18 protein-coding genes and 1 pseudogene are annotated in these 20,624 nt (G+C 69.6%); 6 read left to right on the top strand and 13 right to left on the bottom strand.

All coding sequences use genetic code 11. The features are described from left to right. Positions 1-330 precede the first annotated feature (330 nt). From ACZ5PO_RS16750 to ACZ5PO_RS16735, 4 genes are all read right to left on the bottom strand, one after another. The gene (locus tag ACZ5PO_RS16750; RefSeq protein WP_464196868.1) at positions 331-2,031 is read right to left on the bottom strand and encodes an AMP-binding protein; all 1,701 of its coding nucleotides are present in this window, start codon (positions 2,029-2,031) and stop codon (positions 331-333) included. 130 nt (positions 2,032-2,161) lie between these two features. After that, entirely contained in the window at positions 2,162-2,671 is a 510-nt protein-coding gene (locus ACZ5PO_RS16745; protein ID WP_464195442.1) for a DUF992 domain-containing protein, read from the bottom strand. 291 nt (positions 2,672-2,962) lie between these two features. Further along, positions 2,963-3,487, bottom strand: a complete 525-nt coding sequence (locus tag ACZ5PO_RS16740) for a DUF992 domain-containing protein (RefSeq protein ID WP_464195440.1) — start codon at positions 3,485-3,487, stop codon at positions 2,963-2,965. Positions 3,488-3,648: 161 nt separating this feature from the next. Beyond that, complete coding sequence (locus ACZ5PO_RS16735) at positions 3,649-4,851, bottom strand: pyridoxal phosphate-dependent aminotransferase (RefSeq protein ID WP_464195438.1); 1,203 nt, start codon at positions 4,849-4,851, stop codon at positions 3,649-3,651. Between the two features lie 431 nt (positions 4,852-5,282). Between ACZ5PO_RS16735 and ACZ5PO_RS16730 the strand changes: the two genes are divergently transcribed. Together ACZ5PO_RS16730 and ACZ5PO_RS16725 are read left to right on the top strand one after the other, a co-directional pair. Beyond that, a complete protein-coding gene (locus ACZ5PO_RS16730) occupies positions 5,283-5,486 on the top strand; it encodes a hypothetical protein (protein WP_464195436.1) in 204 nt (67 codons plus the stop codon). A gap of 31 nt (positions 5,487-5,517) precedes the next feature. After that, complete coding sequence (locus ACZ5PO_RS16725) at positions 5,518-6,666, top strand: PQQ-dependent sugar dehydrogenase (RefSeq protein ID WP_464195434.1); 1,149 nt, start codon at positions 5,518-5,520, stop codon at positions 6,664-6,666. A 1-nt stretch (position 6,667) separates the two neighbouring features. On the opposite strand, the gene ACZ5PO_RS16720 is transcribed toward ACZ5PO_RS16725, so the two are convergent. Next, a complete protein-coding gene (locus ACZ5PO_RS16720) occupies positions 6,668-7,381 on the bottom strand; it encodes a class I SAM-dependent methyltransferase (protein ID WP_464195432.1) in 714 nt (237 codons plus the stop codon). Positions 7,382-7,699: 318 nt separating this feature from the next. On the opposite strand from ACZ5PO_RS16720, the gene ACZ5PO_RS16715 reads away from it, so the two are divergent. Continuing rightward, positions 7,700-8,110, top strand: a complete 411-nt coding sequence (locus ACZ5PO_RS16715; RefSeq protein WP_464195430.1) for a (R)-mandelonitrile lyase — start codon at positions 7,700-7,702, stop codon at positions 8,108-8,110. Next, a complete protein-coding gene (locus ACZ5PO_RS16710; RefSeq protein WP_464195428.1) occupies positions 8,107-8,709 on the top strand; it encodes a type ISP restriction/modification enzyme in 603 nt (200 codons plus the stop codon). Before ACZ5PO_RS16715 ends, ACZ5PO_RS16710 begins: the two co-directional genes overlap by 4 nt. Positions 8,710-8,763: 54 nt before the next feature. Here ACZ5PO_RS16710 and ACZ5PO_RS16705 read toward each other — a convergent pair whose 3' ends face one another. From ACZ5PO_RS16705 to ACZ5PO_RS16680, 6 genes and pseudogenes are all read right to left on the bottom strand, one after another. Continuing rightward, a complete protein-coding gene (locus ACZ5PO_RS16705; RefSeq protein WP_464195426.1) occupies positions 8,764-9,579 on the bottom strand; it encodes an anti-sigma factor in 816 nt (271 codons plus the stop codon). Beyond that, a complete protein-coding gene (locus tag ACZ5PO_RS16700; protein WP_464195424.1) occupies positions 9,576-10,100 on the bottom strand; it encodes an RNA polymerase sigma factor in 525 nt (174 codons plus the stop codon). The genes ACZ5PO_RS16705 and ACZ5PO_RS16700 overlap by 4 nt, the downstream gene beginning before the upstream one ends. A 164-nt stretch (positions 10,101-10,264) precedes the next feature. Beyond that, on the bottom strand, positions 10,265-11,830 hold the full coding sequence (locus tag ACZ5PO_RS16695; protein WP_464195422.1) for a DHA2 family efflux MFS transporter permease subunit: 1,566 nt from the start codon (positions 11,828-11,830) through the stop codon (positions 10,265-10,267). A 49-nt stretch (positions 11,831-11,879) separates the two neighbouring features. Further along, positions 11,880-12,383, bottom strand: coding sequence for an isoprenylcysteine carboxyl methyltransferase family protein (locus ACZ5PO_RS16690; protein ID WP_464195420.1), 504 nt, complete (start codon positions 12,381-12,383; stop codon positions 11,880-11,882). Further along, positions 12,380-13,425, bottom strand: a pseudogene (locus ACZ5PO_RS16685) (type III polyketide synthase). Before ACZ5PO_RS16685 ends, ACZ5PO_RS16690 begins: the two are co-directional and overlap by 4 nt. Positions 13,426-13,523: 98 nt before the next feature. Next, a complete protein-coding gene (locus ACZ5PO_RS16680) occupies positions 13,524-14,027 on the bottom strand; it encodes a GFA family protein (RefSeq protein ID WP_464195418.1) in 504 nt (167 codons plus the stop codon). Between the two features lie 338 nt (positions 14,028-14,365). On the opposite strand from ACZ5PO_RS16680, the gene ACZ5PO_RS16675 reads away from it, so the two are divergent. Next, positions 14,366-14,788, top strand: a complete 423-nt coding sequence (locus ACZ5PO_RS16675) for a PaaI family thioesterase (RefSeq protein WP_464195416.1) — start codon at positions 14,366-14,368, stop codon at positions 14,786-14,788. 5 nt (positions 14,789-14,793) lie between these two features. Here ACZ5PO_RS16675 and ACZ5PO_RS16670 read toward each other — a convergent pair whose 3' ends face one another. Further along, positions 14,794-15,858, bottom strand: a complete 1,065-nt coding sequence (locus ACZ5PO_RS16670; RefSeq protein ID WP_464195414.1) for a DUF2855 family protein — start codon at positions 15,856-15,858, stop codon at positions 14,794-14,796. 88 nt (positions 15,859-15,946) lie between these two features. Next, the gene (locus ACZ5PO_RS16665) at positions 15,947-16,873 is read right to left on the bottom strand and encodes a LysR family transcriptional regulator (RefSeq protein ID WP_464195412.1); all 927 of its coding nucleotides are present in this window, start codon (positions 16,871-16,873) and stop codon (positions 15,947-15,949) included. Positions 16,874-17,456: 583 nt separating this feature from the next. Here ACZ5PO_RS16665 and ACZ5PO_RS16660 point away from each other — a divergent pair. Continuing rightward, entirely contained in the window at positions 17,457-20,624 is a 3,168-nt protein-coding gene (locus ACZ5PO_RS16660; protein WP_464195410.1) for an efflux RND transporter permease subunit, read from the top strand.

The raw sequence follows: 20,624 nt of genomic DNA, 5'->3' as shown, positions 1-20,624 counted from the left end.
CCAGCGCCTTTCTGAAACTAAAATATTTGTTTATATCAATAATTTACGAGGCGATCTGAGGTCGGCCAGCGCGATCCTGCGTCGCGCCCGCAGCGCCGCTCGCCGAACGGCCAGCGGTGATGGCGGAGGTCAAAAGCGGCAAAACGGTGAGCGGCGAAACTCCGCCGCCTATGCAACCAGACAGGTTGTATCGCCGCGGCGAGCGACGGCTATGCACTGTGCGTAGGAGCCCTGCCGGGTCAGCCGCGTCGGGAGGCGCGGCCGACGGCACGTCCGCCGAGCGGCCGAGCCGGATCGTCGGCCGCCCGCCGGATCGCATCGAACGGCTGCTCACGCCTGCGGCGGCGACGCCTCCTCGCGCAGCGCGCGACGCAACACCTTGCCGACGTTCGTCTTGGGCAGGGCGTCGCGGAAGACGACGGTCTTCGGCACCTTGTAGGCGGCGAGCTGCTCGCGGGCGAAGGCCCTGAGCTCGTCCTCGGTCAGGCTCGGGTCGCGCTTGACGACGTAGGCGACGACACGCTCCCCGCTGCCCTCGTCCGGCATGCCGACCACGGCCGTCTCCAGCACCTTCGGGTGCAGTGCCAGCACGTCCTCGACCTCGTTGGGATAGACGTTGAAGCCGGAGACCAGAATCATGTCCTTGGCGCGGTCGACGATCTTGAACTGGCCATCCGGCAGCATGACCGCGATGTCGCCGGTGCGGAAGTAGCCGTCGTCGGTCATCACCTTGGCGGTCTCCTCCGGCCGGTTCCAATAGCCCGGCATGACCTGCGGCCCCTTCACGCAGAGCTCGCCCGGCGCGCCTGGCGGCAGGTCGTGCCCGTCGGCGTCGCGGATGCGCACGTCGGTCGACGGCATCGGGAAGCCAATGGTGCCGGAGAACTCGCCCAGGTTCGCCGGGTTGGCGGTGACCGTCGGCGACGTCTCCGACAGGCCATACCCCTCCAGGATCGGCTTGCCGGTGATCGTTTTCCATTTCTTGGCCACGGCCAGCTGGGTCGCCATGCCGCCGGAGACGGAGAAGGCCAGGTTCGAAAAGTCGACGCTGCCGATGTCGGGATGGTGGGCCAGCGCATTGTAGAGGGTGTTGACGCCCGAGAAGCGCGTGAAGCGGGCGCTCTTCAAGGTCTTGACGAAGCCGTCGATGTCGCGCGGGTTGGCAATGAGCAGGGCGCAGCCGCCGCTCTTCAGCGTGAACATGCAACAGGCCGTCAGGGCGAAGATGTGGTAGAGCGGCAGCGCCGTCACCATCACCGGCTGGTCCTCTGGCGGCTGGCCCGCGTTGAACCAGAGGTATGACTGCTCGACGTTGGCCGCGACGTTGCGGTGCGTCAGCATGGCTCCCTTGGAGACCCCGGTCGTGCCGCCGGTGTACTGCAAGAAGGCAAGATCGGTGGGCTCGACGGCTACCGCCCGAGGCGGCGTGCGCCGTCCCGCGGCCAGCACGGACGCGAAGCTCACGGCCTGGGGAATGCGGAACTTGGGCACCGCCTTCTTGACGTGGCGGGCCACCGCATTCACCACGAGCCCCTTCACGCCCATGAGGTCGCCGGGGGTCGCCAGGACCACGGCGTCGAGCTTGAGGCCGGGCAGCGCCTCTTCGACCGTGTGGGCGAAGTTCTCCAGCACGACGAGGACGCGGGCGCCGGAATCGTTGAGCTGGTGGGTAAGCTCGCGCGGCGTGTAGAGGGGGTTGACGTTCACGACCGTGTAGCCGCCGCACAGCGCCCCGAACATCGCTGTCGGAAACGCGAGCACATTGGGCATCATCAGGGCGATCCGATCGCCCTTGGCGAAGCCCCGCTGCTGCAGCCAGGAGGTGAAGGCGTCGGCGGCATCCGCCACCTGCCGGTAGGTGAGCTTGGCACCGAAGCTCTCGAACGCCGGCCGCTCGGCAAATGCCTTGACGCTGGTGCGGAACAGGTCAGCCAGCGTTCCGACCGTCTCGATGTCGATCTCGGCCGGAATGCCGGGCGGATAGTGCTCGAGCCAAGGCTTTGCGGCGCCGGCTTGCTGGGCGTCGGTCATCACGTTCATCGCGTCATCCTCCCGCCCGATGACGCACGCCCCTGCTTCGTGTCGCGGTCCTCAGGCTGACGATCAAGTTTACCGTTGGTTGAGCGGAACGTCGACCAGCCTTCAGAATAAGGCCATCGCGTCAGCGGCGCCGAAAGAAGGCCGGCTCGAGCGAGATGGCGCCGACACCGGCGGCGAGGCTGATGCCCTGCTGTCCCTGAATCGACAGGGGCTGCAGGCTGATGGTGCGGCTATTGCCGCCGACCAGGACGTTCGCACCGGCTCCGATGCCCGCGGTCGCCTCGGCCGAGGCGCCGCCGTAGCCGCCAGCGAGCGCGCCGGTCGGCAGCAGGCTGGTCGGCGCGAACACCGCCCAGACCAGCGTGCCGCCGGAGGTGACGCCGATGTCGAAGCCGAGCCGCGTGACCGTGCCCACGTAGAAGTCGCGCCGGCCCTGGCGCGAGCGGAACACACAGCTCAGCGACTTCTGCGAGCCGACGATCAGGCCGACGCCGGGCGCGACGCTGCAGGTCAGCGTTCCCACCTTGATGCCGCTTTGCGCCGCCGCCGGGCTGGCAGCGGCAGCGAGAGCGAGCGCCGCAGGCAGCCAGATGCTGCGGACGACGCGGCGGAACGGCAGAGACGAGATCATGACGACACCCCCGTGCTGCGCGGGGCGCCTGCCCCGCCTGCGAGCATGATCGCGACAAATGGATGTCGGTCTTTGGCGTAGATCATGCTCAAAGCACAACTTAGAGCGGGATGGTGGTTCTTCGAGTGATCACCGCGCGCAGATCCGCCGGGGCGCCTGCGGCTGGGCCCCGGCTTCGCGCATGTGGCGCTCGGCTGCGCTCACGCGATCGCCTCGACATGCTCAAACTGTCTGAAGCTCGAGCGCCTCGCCGGTCGGCCGCGTGGGCGCGACCGGGAAGCGTGGCGCCGCTCAACGACGATGCGGGGCCGGGGGCGGCGGCGTCATCGGCACGTTCGGTACCGGCACCAGGGTGATGCCGGCGACGCCCGCCGCGAGGCTGAGCCCCACCTGCCCCTGGACCGACAGCGGCTGAAGGTTGATCGTCTGATTGGAGCCGCCTATCAGCACGTTGGCGCCGAGCCCGGCGACAGCCGTCGCCTCGCCGCCCGCGCCGACATAGGTGCCGGCCAAGGCGTCGTCGGCGACGCGCGACGGCGCGAACACGGCCCACACCAGGCGCCCGGCGCCGGTGAAGCCGAGGTCGACGCCGACCCGCGTGATCGTGCCGTTGTAGAGGTCGAGCTCACCCCGCGTCGAGGTGAACAGGCAGTCGAGCGCCTTCTGGGAGCCGACGATGAGGCCGATGCCGGCGGCCACGTTGCAGGTCAGCGTGCCGACCTGTGCCGCCTGCTGGGCTTGTGCCGCACCGCCGGACAGGCCCGTGACAATGGCGGCGGCCGCGCCCGCGATGCAGGCGAAACGACGAAAACCCATGAGTGACCTCCCCTGCCCCCGAAACGCCGACGCGGCTGGCGGGAACGCCCGACGGTTGTAACCGAGGCCGCGGCGGCGTTCAACGCGATGGCCCGACGCCGCAGCCGCCCGATCCGGCCGTCAGGTCGGATCAGGGGCCGGCTTGACCGCGGAACGACGGCTCAGCGCAGCGATGCGCAGAAGCGCTGGATGCGCGTGCAGGCGTTCTCCAGCTGCTGCGTGGAGGTGGCGTAGGAGATACGGAAGTTGGGCCCGAGGCCGAAGGCCGAGCCGTGAACCACGGCAACCCCTTCGGCCTCCAGGAGCTCGGAGACGAATGTCTCATCCGAGCGGATCTCGATGCCACCCGGCGTCGTCTTGCCGATGGCCTCGGCGCAGGACGGGTAGACGTAGAACGCCCCTTCCGGCGTCGGGCAGCGCAGATACGACGCCTGGTTGAGCATGGACACCACGAGGTCGCGGCGCTCCTCGAAGGCTTTCTTGAACGTCACCAGATGATCCTGCGGCCCGTCCAGCGCCTCGACCGCCGCCCATTGCGCCATGGTCGCCGCCCCCGACGTCTGCTGGCCCTGGAGCGTATCCATGGCCTTGATCAGGTGCTCCGGACCCGCGGCATAGCCGATCCGCCAGCCGGTCATGGCGTACGCCTTGGAAACCCCGTTCATGGTGAGGGTGCGCTCGTACAGCGAAGGCTCGACCTCCGCCGGCGTAACGAAGGTGAAATCACCGTAGACCAGATGCTCGTACATGTCGTCGGTCAGCACCCAGACGTGCGGGTGGCGCACCAGCACGTCGGTCAATTGCTTCATTTCGTCGAAGGAATAGGCGGCACCGGACGGATTCGACGGCGAGTTCAGGATGATCCACTTGGTGCGAGGGGTGATGACCCGCTCCAGCTCCTCCGCCTGCAGCTTGAAATTGTGCTCGATGCGCGTCTCGGCGAACACGGCGGTGCCGCCGCAGAGCGCCACCATCTCGGGGTAGCTCACCCAATAGGGCGCCGGCACGACGACCTCGTCCCCGTGGTTCAGCGTGGCCATCAGGGCGTTGAACAGGATCTGCTTGCCGCCGGTGCCGACGATGGTCTGGCTCGGCTTGTAGTCCAGGTGGTTCTCGCGCTTGAACTTGCGCGCCACCGCCTCGCGCAGGGGCACGATGCCGGCAACGGGCGGATACTTGGTTTCACCCCGCTCGATGGCGGCGATGCCGGCCCGCTTGATGTTGTCGGGAGTGTCGAAATCCGGCTCGCCGACGGAGAGCGAGATGATGTCGCGACCTTTGGCTTTCAGGTCCCGCGCCTTTTGCGTCACCGCGATGGTCGCGGAGGGCTTCATGCGGCCGAGAGCATCCGAGAGAAAAGCCAACGTCGTTTCTCCTTGTCGAAGAGCCTGGGAGAGGCGCAACCGGCCCCGTGTAATTGCGGCAGCCTGGCCGAGCAAGCGAAACCGGCGCGCAGCACCGTTGCGCTCCCAGACTGCGACAAAGGTATGACGCAGCCGGGTTGCGTCATGAACGGGAGGATCGGCGGGCGCCGCGGTCCGAACCGCATCTATTCGTCGAGCCGTCCCGTATCAACAATCGACCCCCGACGCGCTCCGGAGGCGGCGGAACTTTACTTGAGCCAGGCGTGTTGTGGGATCCGACACGTTTTCCAACCGCCGCGGATGGCCGGGAAGACCGCCGCGCCGCGTGCGCAAACGCACTGCCGAGGGCCGCCTGTCGTCGCATGTTCGGTGCGTCGGCAACGGCCGGCGCCGGAAGGACTACGACGATGAATGCCAACGATCCCATTCGCATGAGCGATCTGCGCCGCACCCAGGCGGCCGCCACCACCGTGACCCGCTTCGAAGCCGAGCGGCAGTTCAAGTTGTCGTTCGCTCTGGTGGTGGTGCTGACCATGGCGACGCTGACGGCGATGGCGACCGTTCCGATGAGCGGTTGGGGCCACGGCAACGGTGTCGGCGCCCAGGTTGCCTCGACCAGCACGATCGTGCGCTGATCGACGGACAGCGCGAGCCGCACGCGATCGCATGCTCCTGCACCTTCCGCTGAAGGCCCTGGCTGTCGTAGCTGCGCTTGGCGCAGCCGCGCAGGCGGCCCGTGCCGAGCCGGCGAAGAGCGAGCGCAGTGCCAAGGCGACGTTCGTGGTCGAGACGGTCGCCGGCGAGCTGGACACGCCGTGGGGGCTGGCATTCCTTCCGGACGGCCGCTTTCTGGTGACGGAGCGCGGTGGCCGGCTGCGGATCTTGGCAGTCGACGGCCGCCGGGTGTCGACGGTCGAGGGCGTGCCACAGGTCTTCGCGCGCGGCCAGGGTGGCCTGCTCGACGTCGTGCTCGACCCCCGGTTTGCCGACAACCGGCTGCTCTACCTCAGCTATGCGGAACCGCGGGACGGCCGCTCGGCGGCCACCAGCGTAGCGCGCGGACGCCTGAGCGACGACGGCACCCGGCTGGAGAGCGTGGAGGTCATCTTCCGCCAGCAGCCGGCCCACAGCGGCAGCAACCATTTCGGCTCGCGTCTCGTCTTCGGCCGCGACGGCACCTTGTTCGTCACCCTGGGCGAGCGCTTCGACCTGCGCGCCAAGGCGCAGGATCTGTCGACGACCTTGGGCAAGATCGTCCGCATCCGCACCGACGGCTCGACGCCACCGGACAACCCCTTCGTCGACACGCCGGGCGCCGACCCCAGGATCTGGTCCTACGGCCATCGCAATGTGCAGGGAGCCGCCCTCAACCCGGCGAGCGGCGAGCTCTGGACGGCCGAGCATGGCGCACGCGGCGGCGACGAGATCAACGTCCCGCGCAAGGGCCGCAATTACGGCTGGCCAGTCATCAGCTACGGCGTCAACTACGATGGGTCCAAGATCGGCGAAGGAACGGCCAAGGCCGGCATGGAGCAGCCGGTCTATTACTGGGACCCGTCGATCGCTCCCTCCGGCATGACCTTCTATACCGGCAACGCCTTTCCCGCCTGGCGCGGCAGCATTTTCGTCGGCGCGCTCGCCGGCCAGCTGGTGGCGCGGCTGGAAACCGACGGCGACAAGGTCACCCGCGAAGAGCGCCTGCTGACCAATCTGGACGAGCGCATCCGCGACGTCCGCCAAGGCCCGGACGGGCTGATCTATCTGCTCACGGACTCGCCCGAAGGACGGCTGCTGCGGCTGCGCCCCGCCGGCTGAGCTAGATCCGCACGTCGGCGCGCCGCACCACGAAGACGCTGGCGCCGGTGAACTTGCGCCAGTGGTGCGGGCGGATGTTGGCCCGGACGAGATCTTCCTCGGCAAACGCAGCCGGCAGATCGTAGCGGGACGGCATGTGGAAGAGCATGCCCAACGTCTCGCCGATATAGGCGCGTCCGAAGTTCCGGTAGTGGCGGAAGGCGCCGAAACGCTCGGCCTTCTCCGCCAGCGTGCCGGTGACGATGTGGTCCCAGAAGTCGTCACCGTCGATCGGCACGGAGAACAGCAACGCGCCGCCGTCGGTCAGTGCCCGGACGAGTCGCAGCAGCACGGCGGAATAGTTGCACTCGATATGCTCGAGCACGTGGTTCATGACGACGAGGTCGTAGGCGCGCTCCGGCAGCGAGAAGATATCACGGCACAGGTCGAACCGTTCGACGCCAAGGCCCGGATAGTTCTCCGGCGCGATGTCCACCGCCCGGTAGTTGGCGTCGCCGACCCGGCCGCGCAGCAAGGCCTGCAGACCGCGCTCAGGCGCGAAATGCAGGACCTTGCTGCCGGAACCGAGCGCGAGCGAATGGTCGATATGCAGGGCGCAGACGCGCGCCCGCTCCAGCGAGCCGCAGGAGGCGCAGCGCACCTTGGGTCGTCCGGGCATGTCGAGGAAGTCTTCACCGCCGCAGATGTTGCAGCGGGGCGTGATCGTCTGCGTCATTGCGCGTGAGGCCCGGGACGGAGCGAGAGGGAGACGAAAGGACCGGCGGCGCCTGTCTGGCGCGATCCCGCGTCCGGCGCAAGCGCGGCGTCGCCACGGCCGGCCTAGCGTCGACGACGTCTCCTCCGGCCGATGGAACTGTGGCAGAGCAACGTGCGTCTTAAAGCGGGATGATTTTTCTTCGAATCATCATCCCACCCTAAGTCTTTGTTTTGAGCATGATCTTGTCCAAAAGCCGGTGTCCACTTCGTGGGATCATGCTCTAGCTCAAGTCGATCCGGCATGGCCGGCGTGGTGCTCCGGGGGTATGAGGTTCCCATGCGTTTTTTCAAGAACGACGAGCGGCCGAGCCGCCCCGGTCCGCCGGCCTACTTCACCGGTGCGGTGATCCTGGACGAGATCATCTCGGCGCAGGCGCCGGCGCGCGCCAACCTGGCGCGCGTCACCTTCCCGCCCGGCGCACGGACGGCCTGGCACACCCACCCGTTCGGGCAGACTTTGCACGTGCTGGTCGGCGTTTGCCTGGTCCAGGAGGACGGCAAGACAGCCGAGCGCCTGCATCCGGGCGACACGGTCTGGATCCCGCCGGGTGTCAAGCACTGGCACGGGGCCACGGCCACCACGCTGATGACGCACCTCGCCCTCCAGGAGAGCGACGACACCGGCAAGGCCGCCGACTGGCTGGAGCAGGTCAGCGACGCCGACTATGCGGCGGCTCAATCGGCGTGAGCACCGTCGAGCTCCGCACCATGGACGTCGAGGCGGCAAGGCCGGTGCTCGTCGCCTTCGCGCTCGCGCCCGCCGGGCCGCCGGCCACGCGGCGGGAGGCGATCGCACGCGCGGCCACGGCCTGGCGAGCAGCGAACGCCGAGGCTGGAGCGGACGATGAGGACGGGCTCGCGCTGGTCTACGCCGGCCTGCACCTCAGGGCCTTCGCCGGGGCCGACGCTCCGCCGGCGCAACCGGCTTCGGCCGCCGCGATCACGCTCGGCCAGCGCCTACTCGCCTTGCACACCGGGGCGCCCCTCCCCTGGCCGCTGATGCGCATCGATACGCTCGACCCGGATTTCCCCGCCCGGAGGCCGAAGCTGCTGCTGCGCCCCCAGCCCGCCTGGGGCACGCTGCGGGTGGACGGCGAGACCCTGATCGCCGGCATTCCGCCCGCCGCCTGGCAACACGACGTCGGTGGCGAGCCGCTGCTTGCCTGGGCGATCGCGCGCGCGAAAGCCGATGTGGAGGCGTTCGACAAGGATGCCTTCATCGCCCGGCTCGCCGGGCTCTGCCGGGTGGCCGTCGACACGGTGGCCCTGGTGCGAGCGGCAAGTTAAGCCCCGCAGCCGCCCTCGAAGACGTGCCGCTCGAGGAAGCAGCTTACCTTCTTTCTATGTCGCGTTGCGCACCCGCGGGCTGATGGAGCGGCCGAGCCGCTCGATCTCGTCGACCGGGGCCCGCCCGACCACCAGGAAGGCGAAGCTCTTGGTCGACCAGTAAGCGATGTTCATGCCGAGCCGCTGCTCGGTCCGCATCGTCGCCGCGCCGTCCAGCGCGCGGGTGATGCAGAGCGCCAGCGGCCCATGGGTGGGGTCGAGGTAGGTGACCTGCACCAGCGGCCTGTCGTCATAGCTGAGCACCTGCGCGCGCTTCATGGGAATGCCCGGCAGCGCCACCATGGCGCGCTCGAGGTCCATGCCGATCTTGGCGCCGGCGCTGCCGAGCTCCCGGTTCTGCCCCGCGTCGTCCGGATCGAGATGGGCCAGCGTATCGGGGGTGTAGAGCCGCAGTTGCGCTGCCATCACCTGGCGCCACGCGGAGCCGTCGCCGGCCGCGCCCTGCCGCTCGGCGGAGCGCGGCACCAGCCGGCCGATCGCGCCGCCGGCGACCAACAGCGCCACGCCTGCGGCGACGGCGGCGCGCCGGTCCCAGACGGCCGCGAGCGCCGCCCGGACGGCGGGCGCCTGATCCGGCACGCCGGCCAGCATGGCCTGCAACCGCTCGTCCGGCGCCGCGGCCAACAGCGGCGCGTAGGCCTGCTCGAACGGCAGGCCGCCGCGAGACAGGAAGGCGAGGCGCGCCGCCGCGGCCGGCTCGGCGGCGACGAGCGCCTCGATACGGGCGCGCTGCTCGTCGTCCAGCTCGCCGTCGAGATAGGCGACGAAGCTCTCGTCTTCGCGGTGGTCGAGGCGCCCTGGCTCGCTCATCGGCCGGCCCTCGCGCGCGCATGCGGACCATCGGAGCCGACGTCGGCCGCAAGCTTGGCCCGCGCCGCCGCCAGCCGGCTCATGACCGTGCCGACCGGCACATCGAGCAGCCCGGCCACCTCCCGATAGGACAGCCCCTCCACATAGACCAGGAACACGGCCTCCCGCTGCACTTCCGGCAGCGCCTGCACCTGGCGCAGCACCTGGCCGGCAAGGACATGGCTCTCGGTCTGGCCTGCGCCGTCCACCACCAGCACCGCCTCGGCGTCGACGAAGCCTTGGCCTTGGCGGATGCGCCTCGCCCGCACGTCGTTGAGCCAGATCGAGTGCAGGATCGCAAACAGCCAGCGGTCGAGGCGCGTTCCCGGCGCGAACTGGGCCGCCCGTTCGAGCGCCCGCACGCATGTCGCCTGCACCAGGTCTTCGGCCACGTCGCGCCGGTGGCAGAGCACGAAGGCATACCGCCACAATCGCGACAGATGCGGGCTCAGCCCGGCGCGGACCTCTTCGCTGGACCCCATGGCCGTACTCCGACCGCCTGTCCCCAGCCCCCAAGAACGCCCAGCCGACGGATCCGTATCCCGGAAGCCATCGTGACGCGAGAGCAAAGGGGCGACGGCAGCGACGCGCACGCTATCTCCTCAGCCGGAAGGGCGAAACCATGGCCGATAGGGCAGAGCTCCCCTCATGCGGACATCCCATTCCCGTGAACACGCCAGCGGACGAAGGGCACCAGGGCCAGCGCCAGGAGCGTGAGCACGGCGGTCAGCGTCCAGGCCAGATTCGTCGTTTCCACGAAAGCCGCCTTCTCGATCAGCGGCCGCACCAGTGCGACGACGGCGGGATCGTTCAGTGCGCCGGGACCCGCCGCTGCCATCATCTCGGGCGAGATGCCGACGGCCGCCGCCGTGGCCGCATCGCCGGCGCGAAGCCGATCGAGGATGGCCGCGCCATGGGCCGCGGCGCGGCCATAGATGACCGTGTCGATGAGCGCCAGACCGATGGCGCCGCCGAGGTTGCGCATCAGGTTGAACAGGCCGCTCGCGTCGGGCACCCGCTCCGGCGGCAGATGGCCGAGCGCCAGCCGGGTCGGCGGCAGCAGGCAGAACATGATGGCGCTGCCGCGCAGGATCTGCGGCCACAGCATCGCGTCGAAGTCCGTCTCCACGGTCTGGCGGGCGCTGAGCGCCAGGCCCATCCCGAACAGCGCGAAGCCGAAACCGGTGAGCAGGCGCGGGTCCAGGCGCCGCTCCAGCGAGACGGCGATCGGCGCGGTGACGAGCTGCGCAGCGCCGGTGACCAGCATGATCCGGCCGATCTCGAGCGCGTCGTGGCCCCGGACGTAGGCGAGGAAGACCGGCATCAGGTAGACCGAGCCGAACAGTCCGATGCCGAGCACGAAGCTCAGCGCCGCACCGATGGCGAAGTTGCGGTCCCCCAGCAAGGTGACGTCCACCAGCGGCCGGCGGCTCGCCAGGACGCGCCGGGCGAAGAGCGATCCTGCCGCCAAGGTCCAGACCAGCAAGCCGACGACGAGCGGCGACAGCCAGCCCCGGTCCGGCGCCTGCTTGAGCGCGATCTCCAGCGCGGCCAGTGCCGTCGCCAGGAGCAGCAGCGCGACGACGTCGACGGACTCGCCGGCCTCGGCGGCGGGCTCGTCCCGCGGCAGGAACAGCCACGCACCGAGCGCGGCGGCAATGCCGGGCATCAGGTTGACGAGGAACAGCCAGTGCCATGAGTAGGTCTCGGTGATCCAGCCGCCGACGATGGGGCCGACCGTCGGCGCCAGCACCGCCAGCACGCCGGCGAACGTCGTCGCGATGCCTTGCAGGCGCACCGGAAACAGCAGGAAGACGGCGGTGAACACGGCGGGGATCAACGTGCCCCCGGAAAACCCTTGCAGCACCCGCGCAGCGATCAGCTGGGTGAAATCGGTGCTGAGGGCGCACAGGACCGATGCGGCGGTGAAGACCGACACGGCGCCGACGAACAGCCGCCGCATGCCCACGAGCCGGGTGAGCAGGCCGGTCAGCGGGATCGCCACCACCTCGGCGATGAGATAGGCGGTCTGCACCCAGCTCATCTGGTCCGGAGCGATGGCGAGCGCGCCCTGAATGGTAGGCAGGGACGTCGCGACGATCTGCACGTCGAGGATCGCCATGAACATGCCGAGGCACATCATGGCGAAGCCGACGAAGACGCGCGGGGCCGCGGCCGGCTCGGCCACCGTCGGACTGGTCGCCTCGCTCATACGTTCGCCCCACGACGGGACGGCCGGCGCGCTTCGGCGAGGCCGGGGCTCACGATCCATCCGCGGCGCCTTGCGCCAAGGCCGTACGTTCGGCCCGGATACGAACGCAGAGGACCGCCGCATTCAGCAGGCTGAAGACAGCGGCGAAGACCGGCAGGCCGAACGCCAGCGGCAGCACTGCGATCTCGCCGGCCACCACCGCATAGTTCGGATGCGAGAGGAAGCGGTACGGCCCCGCGCGCACCAGCGGCGCGCCCGGCAGGACGATGATGCGCGTCGTCCAGCGCTCCTTCAGCGTCGCCAACACCCAGACGCGCAGGGCCTGCAGCCCGATGAAGACGGCGAGCCAGCGCAGGTCGACGGGCTGCGACGGCGCCAGCAGCCAGAGGCCGGCCAGCCAGGCCGCATGGACGGCGACGATTGCCGGGTAGTGGCCCGGCGCCACCTCGACGGCATGCCGCGCCAGCAGCGCCCGGGTGTTGCGCCGCGCCAGCGCCAGCTCGCCGAGACGCTGCGCCGTGACCAGGGCGAGGACGATGACGGCGAGGCTCACGCGGTGCCTCGCAAGGTCAAGCAGCTCGCCGTGAAGCCCGGGCCCATGGCGAGCAGCGCGGCACGGCCGGCCAGCCCCCGGTCGAGGACGCGCTCCAGCACGAACAGCGCGGTCGGCGCCGACATGTTGCCGTAGTCGGCGAGAACCTCGCGCTCGTCGGCCAGCGCCCCCGGCGCCAGCCGCAGCGCGTGCTCCAGCGCGTCGACCACCTTCGTGCCGCCGGGGTGGCAGACGAAGCGGGCGACGTCGCTGCGCGCCAGCCCGGCGCGCCCCAGCATCGCCTCGACTGCCGCGCCGGCATGGGCTTCGGCGAAAGGCGGGATGGCGCGGTCGAAGACGACGCCGAGCCCCACCTCCTCGACCCGCCAGCCCATGATGTCGAGCGTATCCGGCCACAGGTGCTGGCCGCCCCATTCGATGTCGGCCCGGCCGCCATGCCCCGAGCGCAGGACGCAGGCCGCGGCGCCGTCGCCGAACAGGGCGGTGGCGACGATGCTGGCCTTCGACAGATCGTCCGGACGGTAGGCCAGCGAGCAGGTCTCGACGGCGACGAACAAGACGGTCGTGCCGGGCTGCGCCTCCGCCAGCCGCGCCGCCGTCGTCAGCCCGGACACCCCCCCGGCGCAGCCGAGGCCGAAGATCGGCACCCGCTCCACGTCGGCGCGGAACCCCATGCGGCCGGCGACCCGGGCTTCGAGGCTGGGCGCCGCGATCCCCGTCGACGACACCACGACGATGGCATCGACCTCGGCGGCCCGCACGCCGGCGGCGTCGAGGGCGCGGGACGCCGCGGCCACGAACAGGTCGCAGGCGCCCTCCAGATAGGCGGCGCTGCGCTCCTCCCAGCCGCGGGGGCCACGAACCACTCCAGTGGCCTGACGAAATGACGCTTGCGGATGCCGGTCGTCTCGAACACCCGCGCCATGCGCTGATAGCCGTCGAAGCGGTCCCCGAACACGGTGGCCGCGACCGCGGCGGCCTCGGTCTGGAGAACCGCGTGAGGGGGTACGGCGGTTGCCAGTGCCAATAATGCTGTCACCACTCGCTCGCACCATCCAGGGCTTTGCACGACGGACGGCCGTGACCCCGGAGTGAACACGCCAGCGGGCGAAAAATTCGAGCCGCGCGGCCCGGGCAGTCTCAGAACATCGGGTCGGGAATCCGGCTCTTCTTCTGCCGAGGGCGTTCCCAGACCACGCCGGGATACCCTTTCAAGGGCGCCAGAGGCCGGCCACCGTAGGCCCAGTCGACCGCCTCCTCGATGCCGAGATGGTAGCGCGGCTCGCGGCCGGTCCGGCTGGCGAAGAGGGCACGCGGAATGTCGACCATGTGCGGCGAGCGCACCCGTTCGTAGAACAATGGCGTGCCGCAGCGGGCGCAGAAGCTGCGGGCGGAGCCGGCCGCGGCGTCCTCGAAGCGGCTGATGCGCTCCGATCCGGCCAGGACGCGAAAGCGGCTACGCCAGCTGCCGACATAGGTGGCGTAGGCACAGCCCTGCGCTCGGCGGCTGGCCTCGGAATGGTCATGCCAAGCCCAGCGCGCCGGGACGTCGATCTCGAAACGGACCTCGCCGCAGACGCACTGGCCGGCCGCCTGGACCGCCGAGGCCTTGCCGGCTTTGCGGACGCCGTCAGCCCTACGCATGATGAACAGTCCTCCCGAGCGGCCCCTCCGACGGCCATGCTCCGCCGGAGCGGCCGGCGATTGGGCGAAATACGCAATCGCTGAGGAAGAGCTCCAGATTCAGCCCGTTGGAGCCCTTCTCCTGTCCGATCGGATGATCACATCTGATTCGAGAGGAGGGCTCTATGGCGAAGCGGACGGGCGCGCAACCGCCGGGACCCGAGCTCTTGCGCCGGACGCAAGGCGCGCGCCGCGATTTGCGTTCGACCGCCATGGGCGGCCCAGGCATGCTCCCGGCCGCCGTCCGTGCGAGGCCGGGCCACGGCGCGAGAGAGCAACACAAAGAAAGAGAGATTGGCATGGACGAGACCGCGCCGCCGCCGGGCTTTGCGCCGTTTTCCCGCATTGCGCCGGTGCTCGAGCCATGGATGCCGATCTATGCGCGCGAGGACGGCGATACGCTGCGCCTCGGCACCTTCATCCGCCGGCCACTCTGCAACAATCGCAACCTCGTCCACGGCGGCGTGGTCTCCACGCTGGCCGACATCGCCATGGGCATGAGCCTGGTGATGACGCGGCGGCGGCAGTTTCCCGACCAGGCCTCGCCACTGACGACGTCGCTCACCGTCGACTACATCGCCAGCGGCACGCTCGGCCAGTGGCTGGAGGTGGTGCCGCGGATCGTGCACGCCGGCCGGTCGAGCGGCGTCGTCGACGCCATCGTCAGCGCCGGCGGCGACGTCATCGCCCGCGCCGCGGCGACTTTTCGCCTACGCGCCTGACGGCGTTACAGCCTCAGGATGAGACCTTCGGCCGGCGGCAGGCGGCCCTCCACGGCGCTCAGCCAACGGCGTTGCACGGCTTCCGGACCGTCGGCCCGAACAATGGTGAGCCAGCGGCGGGCGTCCAGCTCGAAGGCGGCGAAGGCAGCACCGAGCCGGGCGGCGTAGCCGTCGTGGCCCCATTCGGCGGAGCGCCTTGCGATGTGCTTGGGCGCGAAGAAGTAGTGTGGCGCGGCCCCCGGCAGGTCGAGATCCCAGGGCCCGATCGCCGACCAGTCGGTCGCGCCCACGGCGCAGTCGTAGACCAGGCTCTGGCGAAATTGCCCGTGCACGGCACGTCGCAACGCCGCCGAGCCGGCGAAGTCGACGTAGACGGCCGGTGCATCGGCGGCGATGGCGCCGATCCGATCGTAGGTCGCGACGCGGTCGTAGCAGCCGAGCCCGCCGACGAAAGCGGCGTTGCCGGACGACGTCAGGCCGATGGTCTCCACCCCGCCACGCCGCTTCAGGCACCAGGCCAGCGCCATCGCCGTCTTGCTCGAGGCGCTCGACAGCGCGACCCGCCGCGCGCCGAAGATGTCGGCATCCGCCAGGAAGGCGTCGATGACCCAGGCCGTGGTGAACAGCAGCCGCACCAGCATGGTCATGGCCTCGGCGTCCGCGTCGCCCTGGGCCTGTTGGTAGGAATTATAGAAGGACGGCAGTGCCTGGCGATGCGCCGCGAGGTCGGCGAAGGCACCGGCCCTCGCCGCGCCGGGCGCCACGACCAGATGCGTACCGATCGGACAATAGCCGAAGACGCGCGTCCCCACGGCCACGCCGGGCGCCCGCGAGGCGACCACCTGGCCGTGCCCCCAGCACGGAACGCGGCCCCAGCCCGGCTCGGAGCAGGGAAAGAAATCCCAATAGCGCATCTCGTCGCCGACCGCGGCGTAGGTCGCCGTCAGCGCGAAGCTGTCGATGCGCAGCAGCGCCTCGCCGGCGGCAGGCTCCGGCAACGGCGTCGAAACGAAGCGGCAGGTCCGCAGGTCGTCGCGCCGCACCACGAGATCGGTCGCCACTTCTGCCATCGCACCCTCGCAAGCGCCACCGGACGGCAAGGTGCTAGCACGCCCGGCCACGGGCGCGCGGCGCAAAGACCGCGCGCCCCGTTGCAAGTCATGCAACGGCGGGCTGTGCGGCGGCGAAGACATCCGGTGTCGCGCGGGCGGCGTCGACGAGCCAATCGCGCACGCGCTTCACCTCGCGCCGTGGCCGGCCCCGCGCCGCCACCAGGCGATAGCCGCCGTCGATCGGTGCGGGTGCGGCCGGCAAGCCGAGGCCGACCAGGCGGCCGGCGTCCAGGTAGGGCCCGACGGACGGGCTGGCGGCGAGCGCCACGCCGAGGCCGCGGGCGGCCATCTCGTAGGCGGCGTGCTGGACATCGAAGGTCGCGGCGGCCGGCAGGTCCTGGGGCCAGCCGATGGCGGCCGCCCATTGGCCCCAGACATCGGGCGGCTGCGCCACCGCAAGCAGCCGCTGGCGCGTCAGGTCGCGGCCCTCGGCGGCGAAGGCGGCCGCGACCGGAGGTGCGGCGACCGGCGCGACGGTGACGTCGAGCAACGGCAGCGCGGCGAGGTCGGCGACGGCGATATCCGCATAGCAAATGGCGAGGTCCACCTCGCCGCGGCGTAGGGCGGCCGCGTCCCGGGCGGTGGTCAGAGCGAGGCGGATGTCCGGGTGCGCGGCACGCAAGGCGTCCAGCCGCGGAATGAGCCAGCCGACCGCGAGCGAGTGGGACAGCGACAGGCGCACCGTCCGGTCCGCGGCCGCCTCCCGCGCGACGGCGGCGGCCGCACGCCGCAGCTCCAGATAGGCGGGCTCCAGCTCACGCGCGCAACGGGCTCCCGCCTCGGTCAGGCGGACGCCGCCGCCGCTGCGCCGCTCGAACAGTGTCAGCCCCATATGGGCCGAGAACGCCTGGATGCGGCGCGAGAACGCAGCCGGGCTCAGCGCGCACCGCTCCGCCGCCTCGCGAAAGGTTGGCGCGCGGGTTGCTTCGATGAAGGCCTCGATCTGTTCGAGCGGAGGCAGGCGCTTGCGCATGAATCGAGTTTACCATGGGGCGCGCGGCCCCGACATCGGCGCCGCCGCGGCGGCTCACCCGCCGAGGCCATGCTCCGACCAACGGACGGCCGTGTCGGCCGGCGGGCCGCTGGAACGTCCTTGGGCTCGACATCACGATGGCCGTGCCGCTGGAGCGCTTTGCGATCGGGTGGCCTCACCCAATCGCGAGAAAGCGCTCCAGATTCAAAAGGCTATGAGCATTTCTCCGCCATTGGATGGAACCATCCAATGGCGAAATGCTCTAGGGAAATGGATTTGTTATGGTCGACTGCGCCCCGTCCGCCCTCGTTCCGCCTCCGAAGCGGGCCCATGCTCCGCCGGCGCCCGGCTCCGGCAGTGTTGCTATCCTGCCGCGCCGGCAAACGATCGCATCGATGCGTGGATCTTCACCCTGGCAGAGCCGGGGACTGGCACATAGATCGTGCGCGGGTCCCGCTCAGATGTGATCACCTGGGCGGGCAGGCGTGCTTCAAGTCCTTGAATTTTTCGAATCTGGGACGCCCCCGGCTTGGGCGCGCCCCGCCCGGACGTGCTCCGGGCACCGATCCAGCGGACGGTTTTGATGGTCAACTTCTTTATTCAACGTCCGATCTTTGCGTCCGCCGTCGCCATCATCATGGTGCTCGCCGGCGCCATCTCCTACTTCCTGCTGCCGGTGTCGCAGTTCCCCGACATCACGCCGCCGCAGGTGGTGGTGGCCGCGGCCTACCCGGGCGCCAGCGCCCAGGTCGTTGCCGATACGGTCACGACGCCGCTGGAGCAGCAGATCAACGGCGTCGAGGGCATGACCTACATGTCCTCGACCAGCTCCAACGACGGCTCGTCGACCATCACCATCACCTTCGACGTGGGCTATCCGCTGAATATCGCCGCCGTCGACGTGCAGAACCGCGTCTCCCAGGCCTCGTCGGTGCTGCCGCCGATCGTCAACCAGGCCGGCGTCATCATCAAGAAGCAGAACCCGAGCTTCGTGCTGATCGTCAACCTGACCTCGCCGGACGGATCGGTCGATCCGGTGGCGCTCAGTAACTACGCCTATTTGCAGGTCGCCGATCCGCTGAAGCGCGTGCCGGGCGTCGGCGATGTCCAGATCTTCGGTGAGCGCCGCTATTCCATGCGCGTCTGGCTCGATCCGGACAAGCTCGCCAACCTCGGCATCACCGCCGTCGACGTGCAGAACGCCGTGGCCGAGCAGAACGTGCAGGTGGCCGCCGGCAAGATCGGCCAGTCGCCGGCGCCGGCGGGCACGGCCTTCGAGATGCAGGTCAACGCCGTCGGCCGTCTGAGCGACCCCAAGGAGTTCGAGAACATCATCGTCCGTGCCGACCCGCAGGCCGGGTCGGTCGTGCGCCTGCGCGACGTGGCCCGGGTCGAGCTCGGCGCCCTGCAATATGCGTCCTCGGGGTTCTTCGGCGAGGACCCCAGCGTCGTGCTGGGCATCTTCCAGCTGCCGGGCTCCAACGCCCTCCAGCTGCAGGAGAACATCAAGAAGAAGATGGAAGAGCTGGCCAAGCGTTTCCCCAAGGGCATCGCCTACGCCATGCACTACGACACCACGCGCTTCGTCTCGGCGGCCATGGAAGACGTGGTGAAGACGCTGGTCGAGGCCCTGCTGCTGGTGGTCCTCGTCGTCTTCATCTTCCTGCAGAGCTGGCGCACGACGCTCATTCCGATCATCGCCATTCCGGTCTCGCTCATCGCCACCCTCGCCGTGATGCTGGCGCTCGGCTTCTCGCTCAACATGCTCAGCCTGCTCGGCATGGTGCTCGCCATCGGCCTCGTCGTCGACGACGCCATCGTCGTCGTCGAGAACGTGGAGCGCCAGCTGGAGGCGGGGCTGCCGCCGCTCGCCGCGGCCCGCAAGGCCATGTCCGAGGTGACCGGGCCCATCATCGCTACCACCGCGGTGCTGATGGCGGTGTTCATTCCGGTCGCCTTCATCCCGGGCGTCGCCGGCCGGCTCTACAACCAGTTCGCGCTGACGGTGGCCATCTCGGTCGGCATTTCCGCGTTCAACTCGCTGACCCTGAGCCCGGCCCTCAGCGCCGCGTTCCTACGCCATCGCGGTGAGGTCACCTTCCCGCCGTTCCGCTGGTTCAACGCCGGCTTCGAACGGCTGTCGCACGCCTACGCCCGCAGCATCCGCACGCTGATCCGGCTCCGCTGGCTGATGATCGCGCTGTTCGTCGCCGGCGGTGCCGGCACCTACTGGGTGTCGCAACGGATCCCGTCGACCTTCCTGCCGGTGGAGGACCAGGGCTACTTCTTCGTCGTCATCCAGCTGCCCGAAGGCGCCTCGCTGGAGCGCACGGATGCCGTCGCCAAGAAGGCGCGGGAGATCCTGCGCAACACACCGGGTGTCGAGATCGTCGGCTCGATCAGCGGCCTCAACTTCCTCACCAACGCCGCCCAGTCCAACTCGGCGGTCGAGTTCGCCATCCTGAAGCCATGGTCCGAGCGGCCGCCCGAGCTCAGCGCCTCCAACATCGTGGCGACGGTGCGGCCCAAGCTGCTGCAGATCCCCGAAGCGATCGCGCTCAGCTTCGACCCGCCGTCCATTCCCGGCCTCGGCGCCACCGGTGGCTTCGAGTTCCAGATCGAGGACCTCAACGGACGCGGCAGCACGGCGCTGAACGAGGCGGTGCAGGCAGTCATCGCCGAGGCGCGCAAGCAGCCGGAGATCGACGGCCACCAGTTGTTCAGCACCTTCAGCACGTCGACGCCGCAGTTCCAGTATGACCTCGACCGCAACAAGGCCAAGCTGCTCGGCCTCAGCCTGCCGGACGTGTTCAACACGCTGCAGATCTATCTCGGCTCGCTCTACGTGAACGACTTCAACCTGTTCGGGCGCAACTTCCGCGTCACCATCCAGGCCGACAAGGATGCACGCGCCAACCCCACCGACATCTCCCGGCTCTACGTGCGCAACTCCACCGGGGGCATGGTGCCACTGAGCACGCTGGGCACGCTGAAGCCGATCGTCGGCCCGGAGACGGTGCCGCACTACAACAACTACGCCTCCGCGCTCATCAACGGCGGCGCCGCGCCCGGCTTCAGCTCCGGCCAGGCGGTCGCGGCCATGGAGCGGGCCGCGGCGGCGGCGCTGCCGCGCGACTTCACTTATGAGTGGACCGGCATCACCTTCCAGGAATTGAAGGCCGGCTCGATCGCCGTCGTCATCTTCGCCCTCGCCATCGTCTTCGTCTTCCTCATCCTGGCGGCGCAGTACGAGAGCTGGTCGATGCCGTTCATGGTGCTGCTGGCGGTGCCGCTGGCGCTGTTCGGTGCGCTCGCCGGCCTGTGGATCAGAGGCCTGCAGATCGACGTCTACTCACAGATCGGCTTCGTCATGCTCATCGGCCTGGCGGCCAAGAACGCCATCCTGATCGTCGAGTTCGCCAAGCACCTGCGCGAAGGCGGCTTCGGCATCGTCGAGGCGGCCATGGAGGCGGGCCGGCTGCGCCTGCGCCCCATCCTGATGACGGCCTTCGCCTTCATCCTCGGCGTGGTGCCGCTGATGATCGCCACCGGCGCCGGCGCCGCGAGCCGGCAGTCGATCGGCACCACCGTGTTCTTCGGCATGCTCGCCGCCACCATTCTCACCCTGCTGTTCGTGCCCGTCTTCTACGCCATGATCGAAGAGTGGCGCGAACGTGGTTCAACCAAGGACGCCCACTCTACCGCCGAGCCGCCCGTGGCCCTCGGCGCCAAGGCGAGCGCGGCCGAATAG

The organism is Chelatococcus sp. KU-N122 (assembly GCF_055391085.1).
This window is presented reverse-complemented; position numbering and strand designations above follow the sequence as displayed.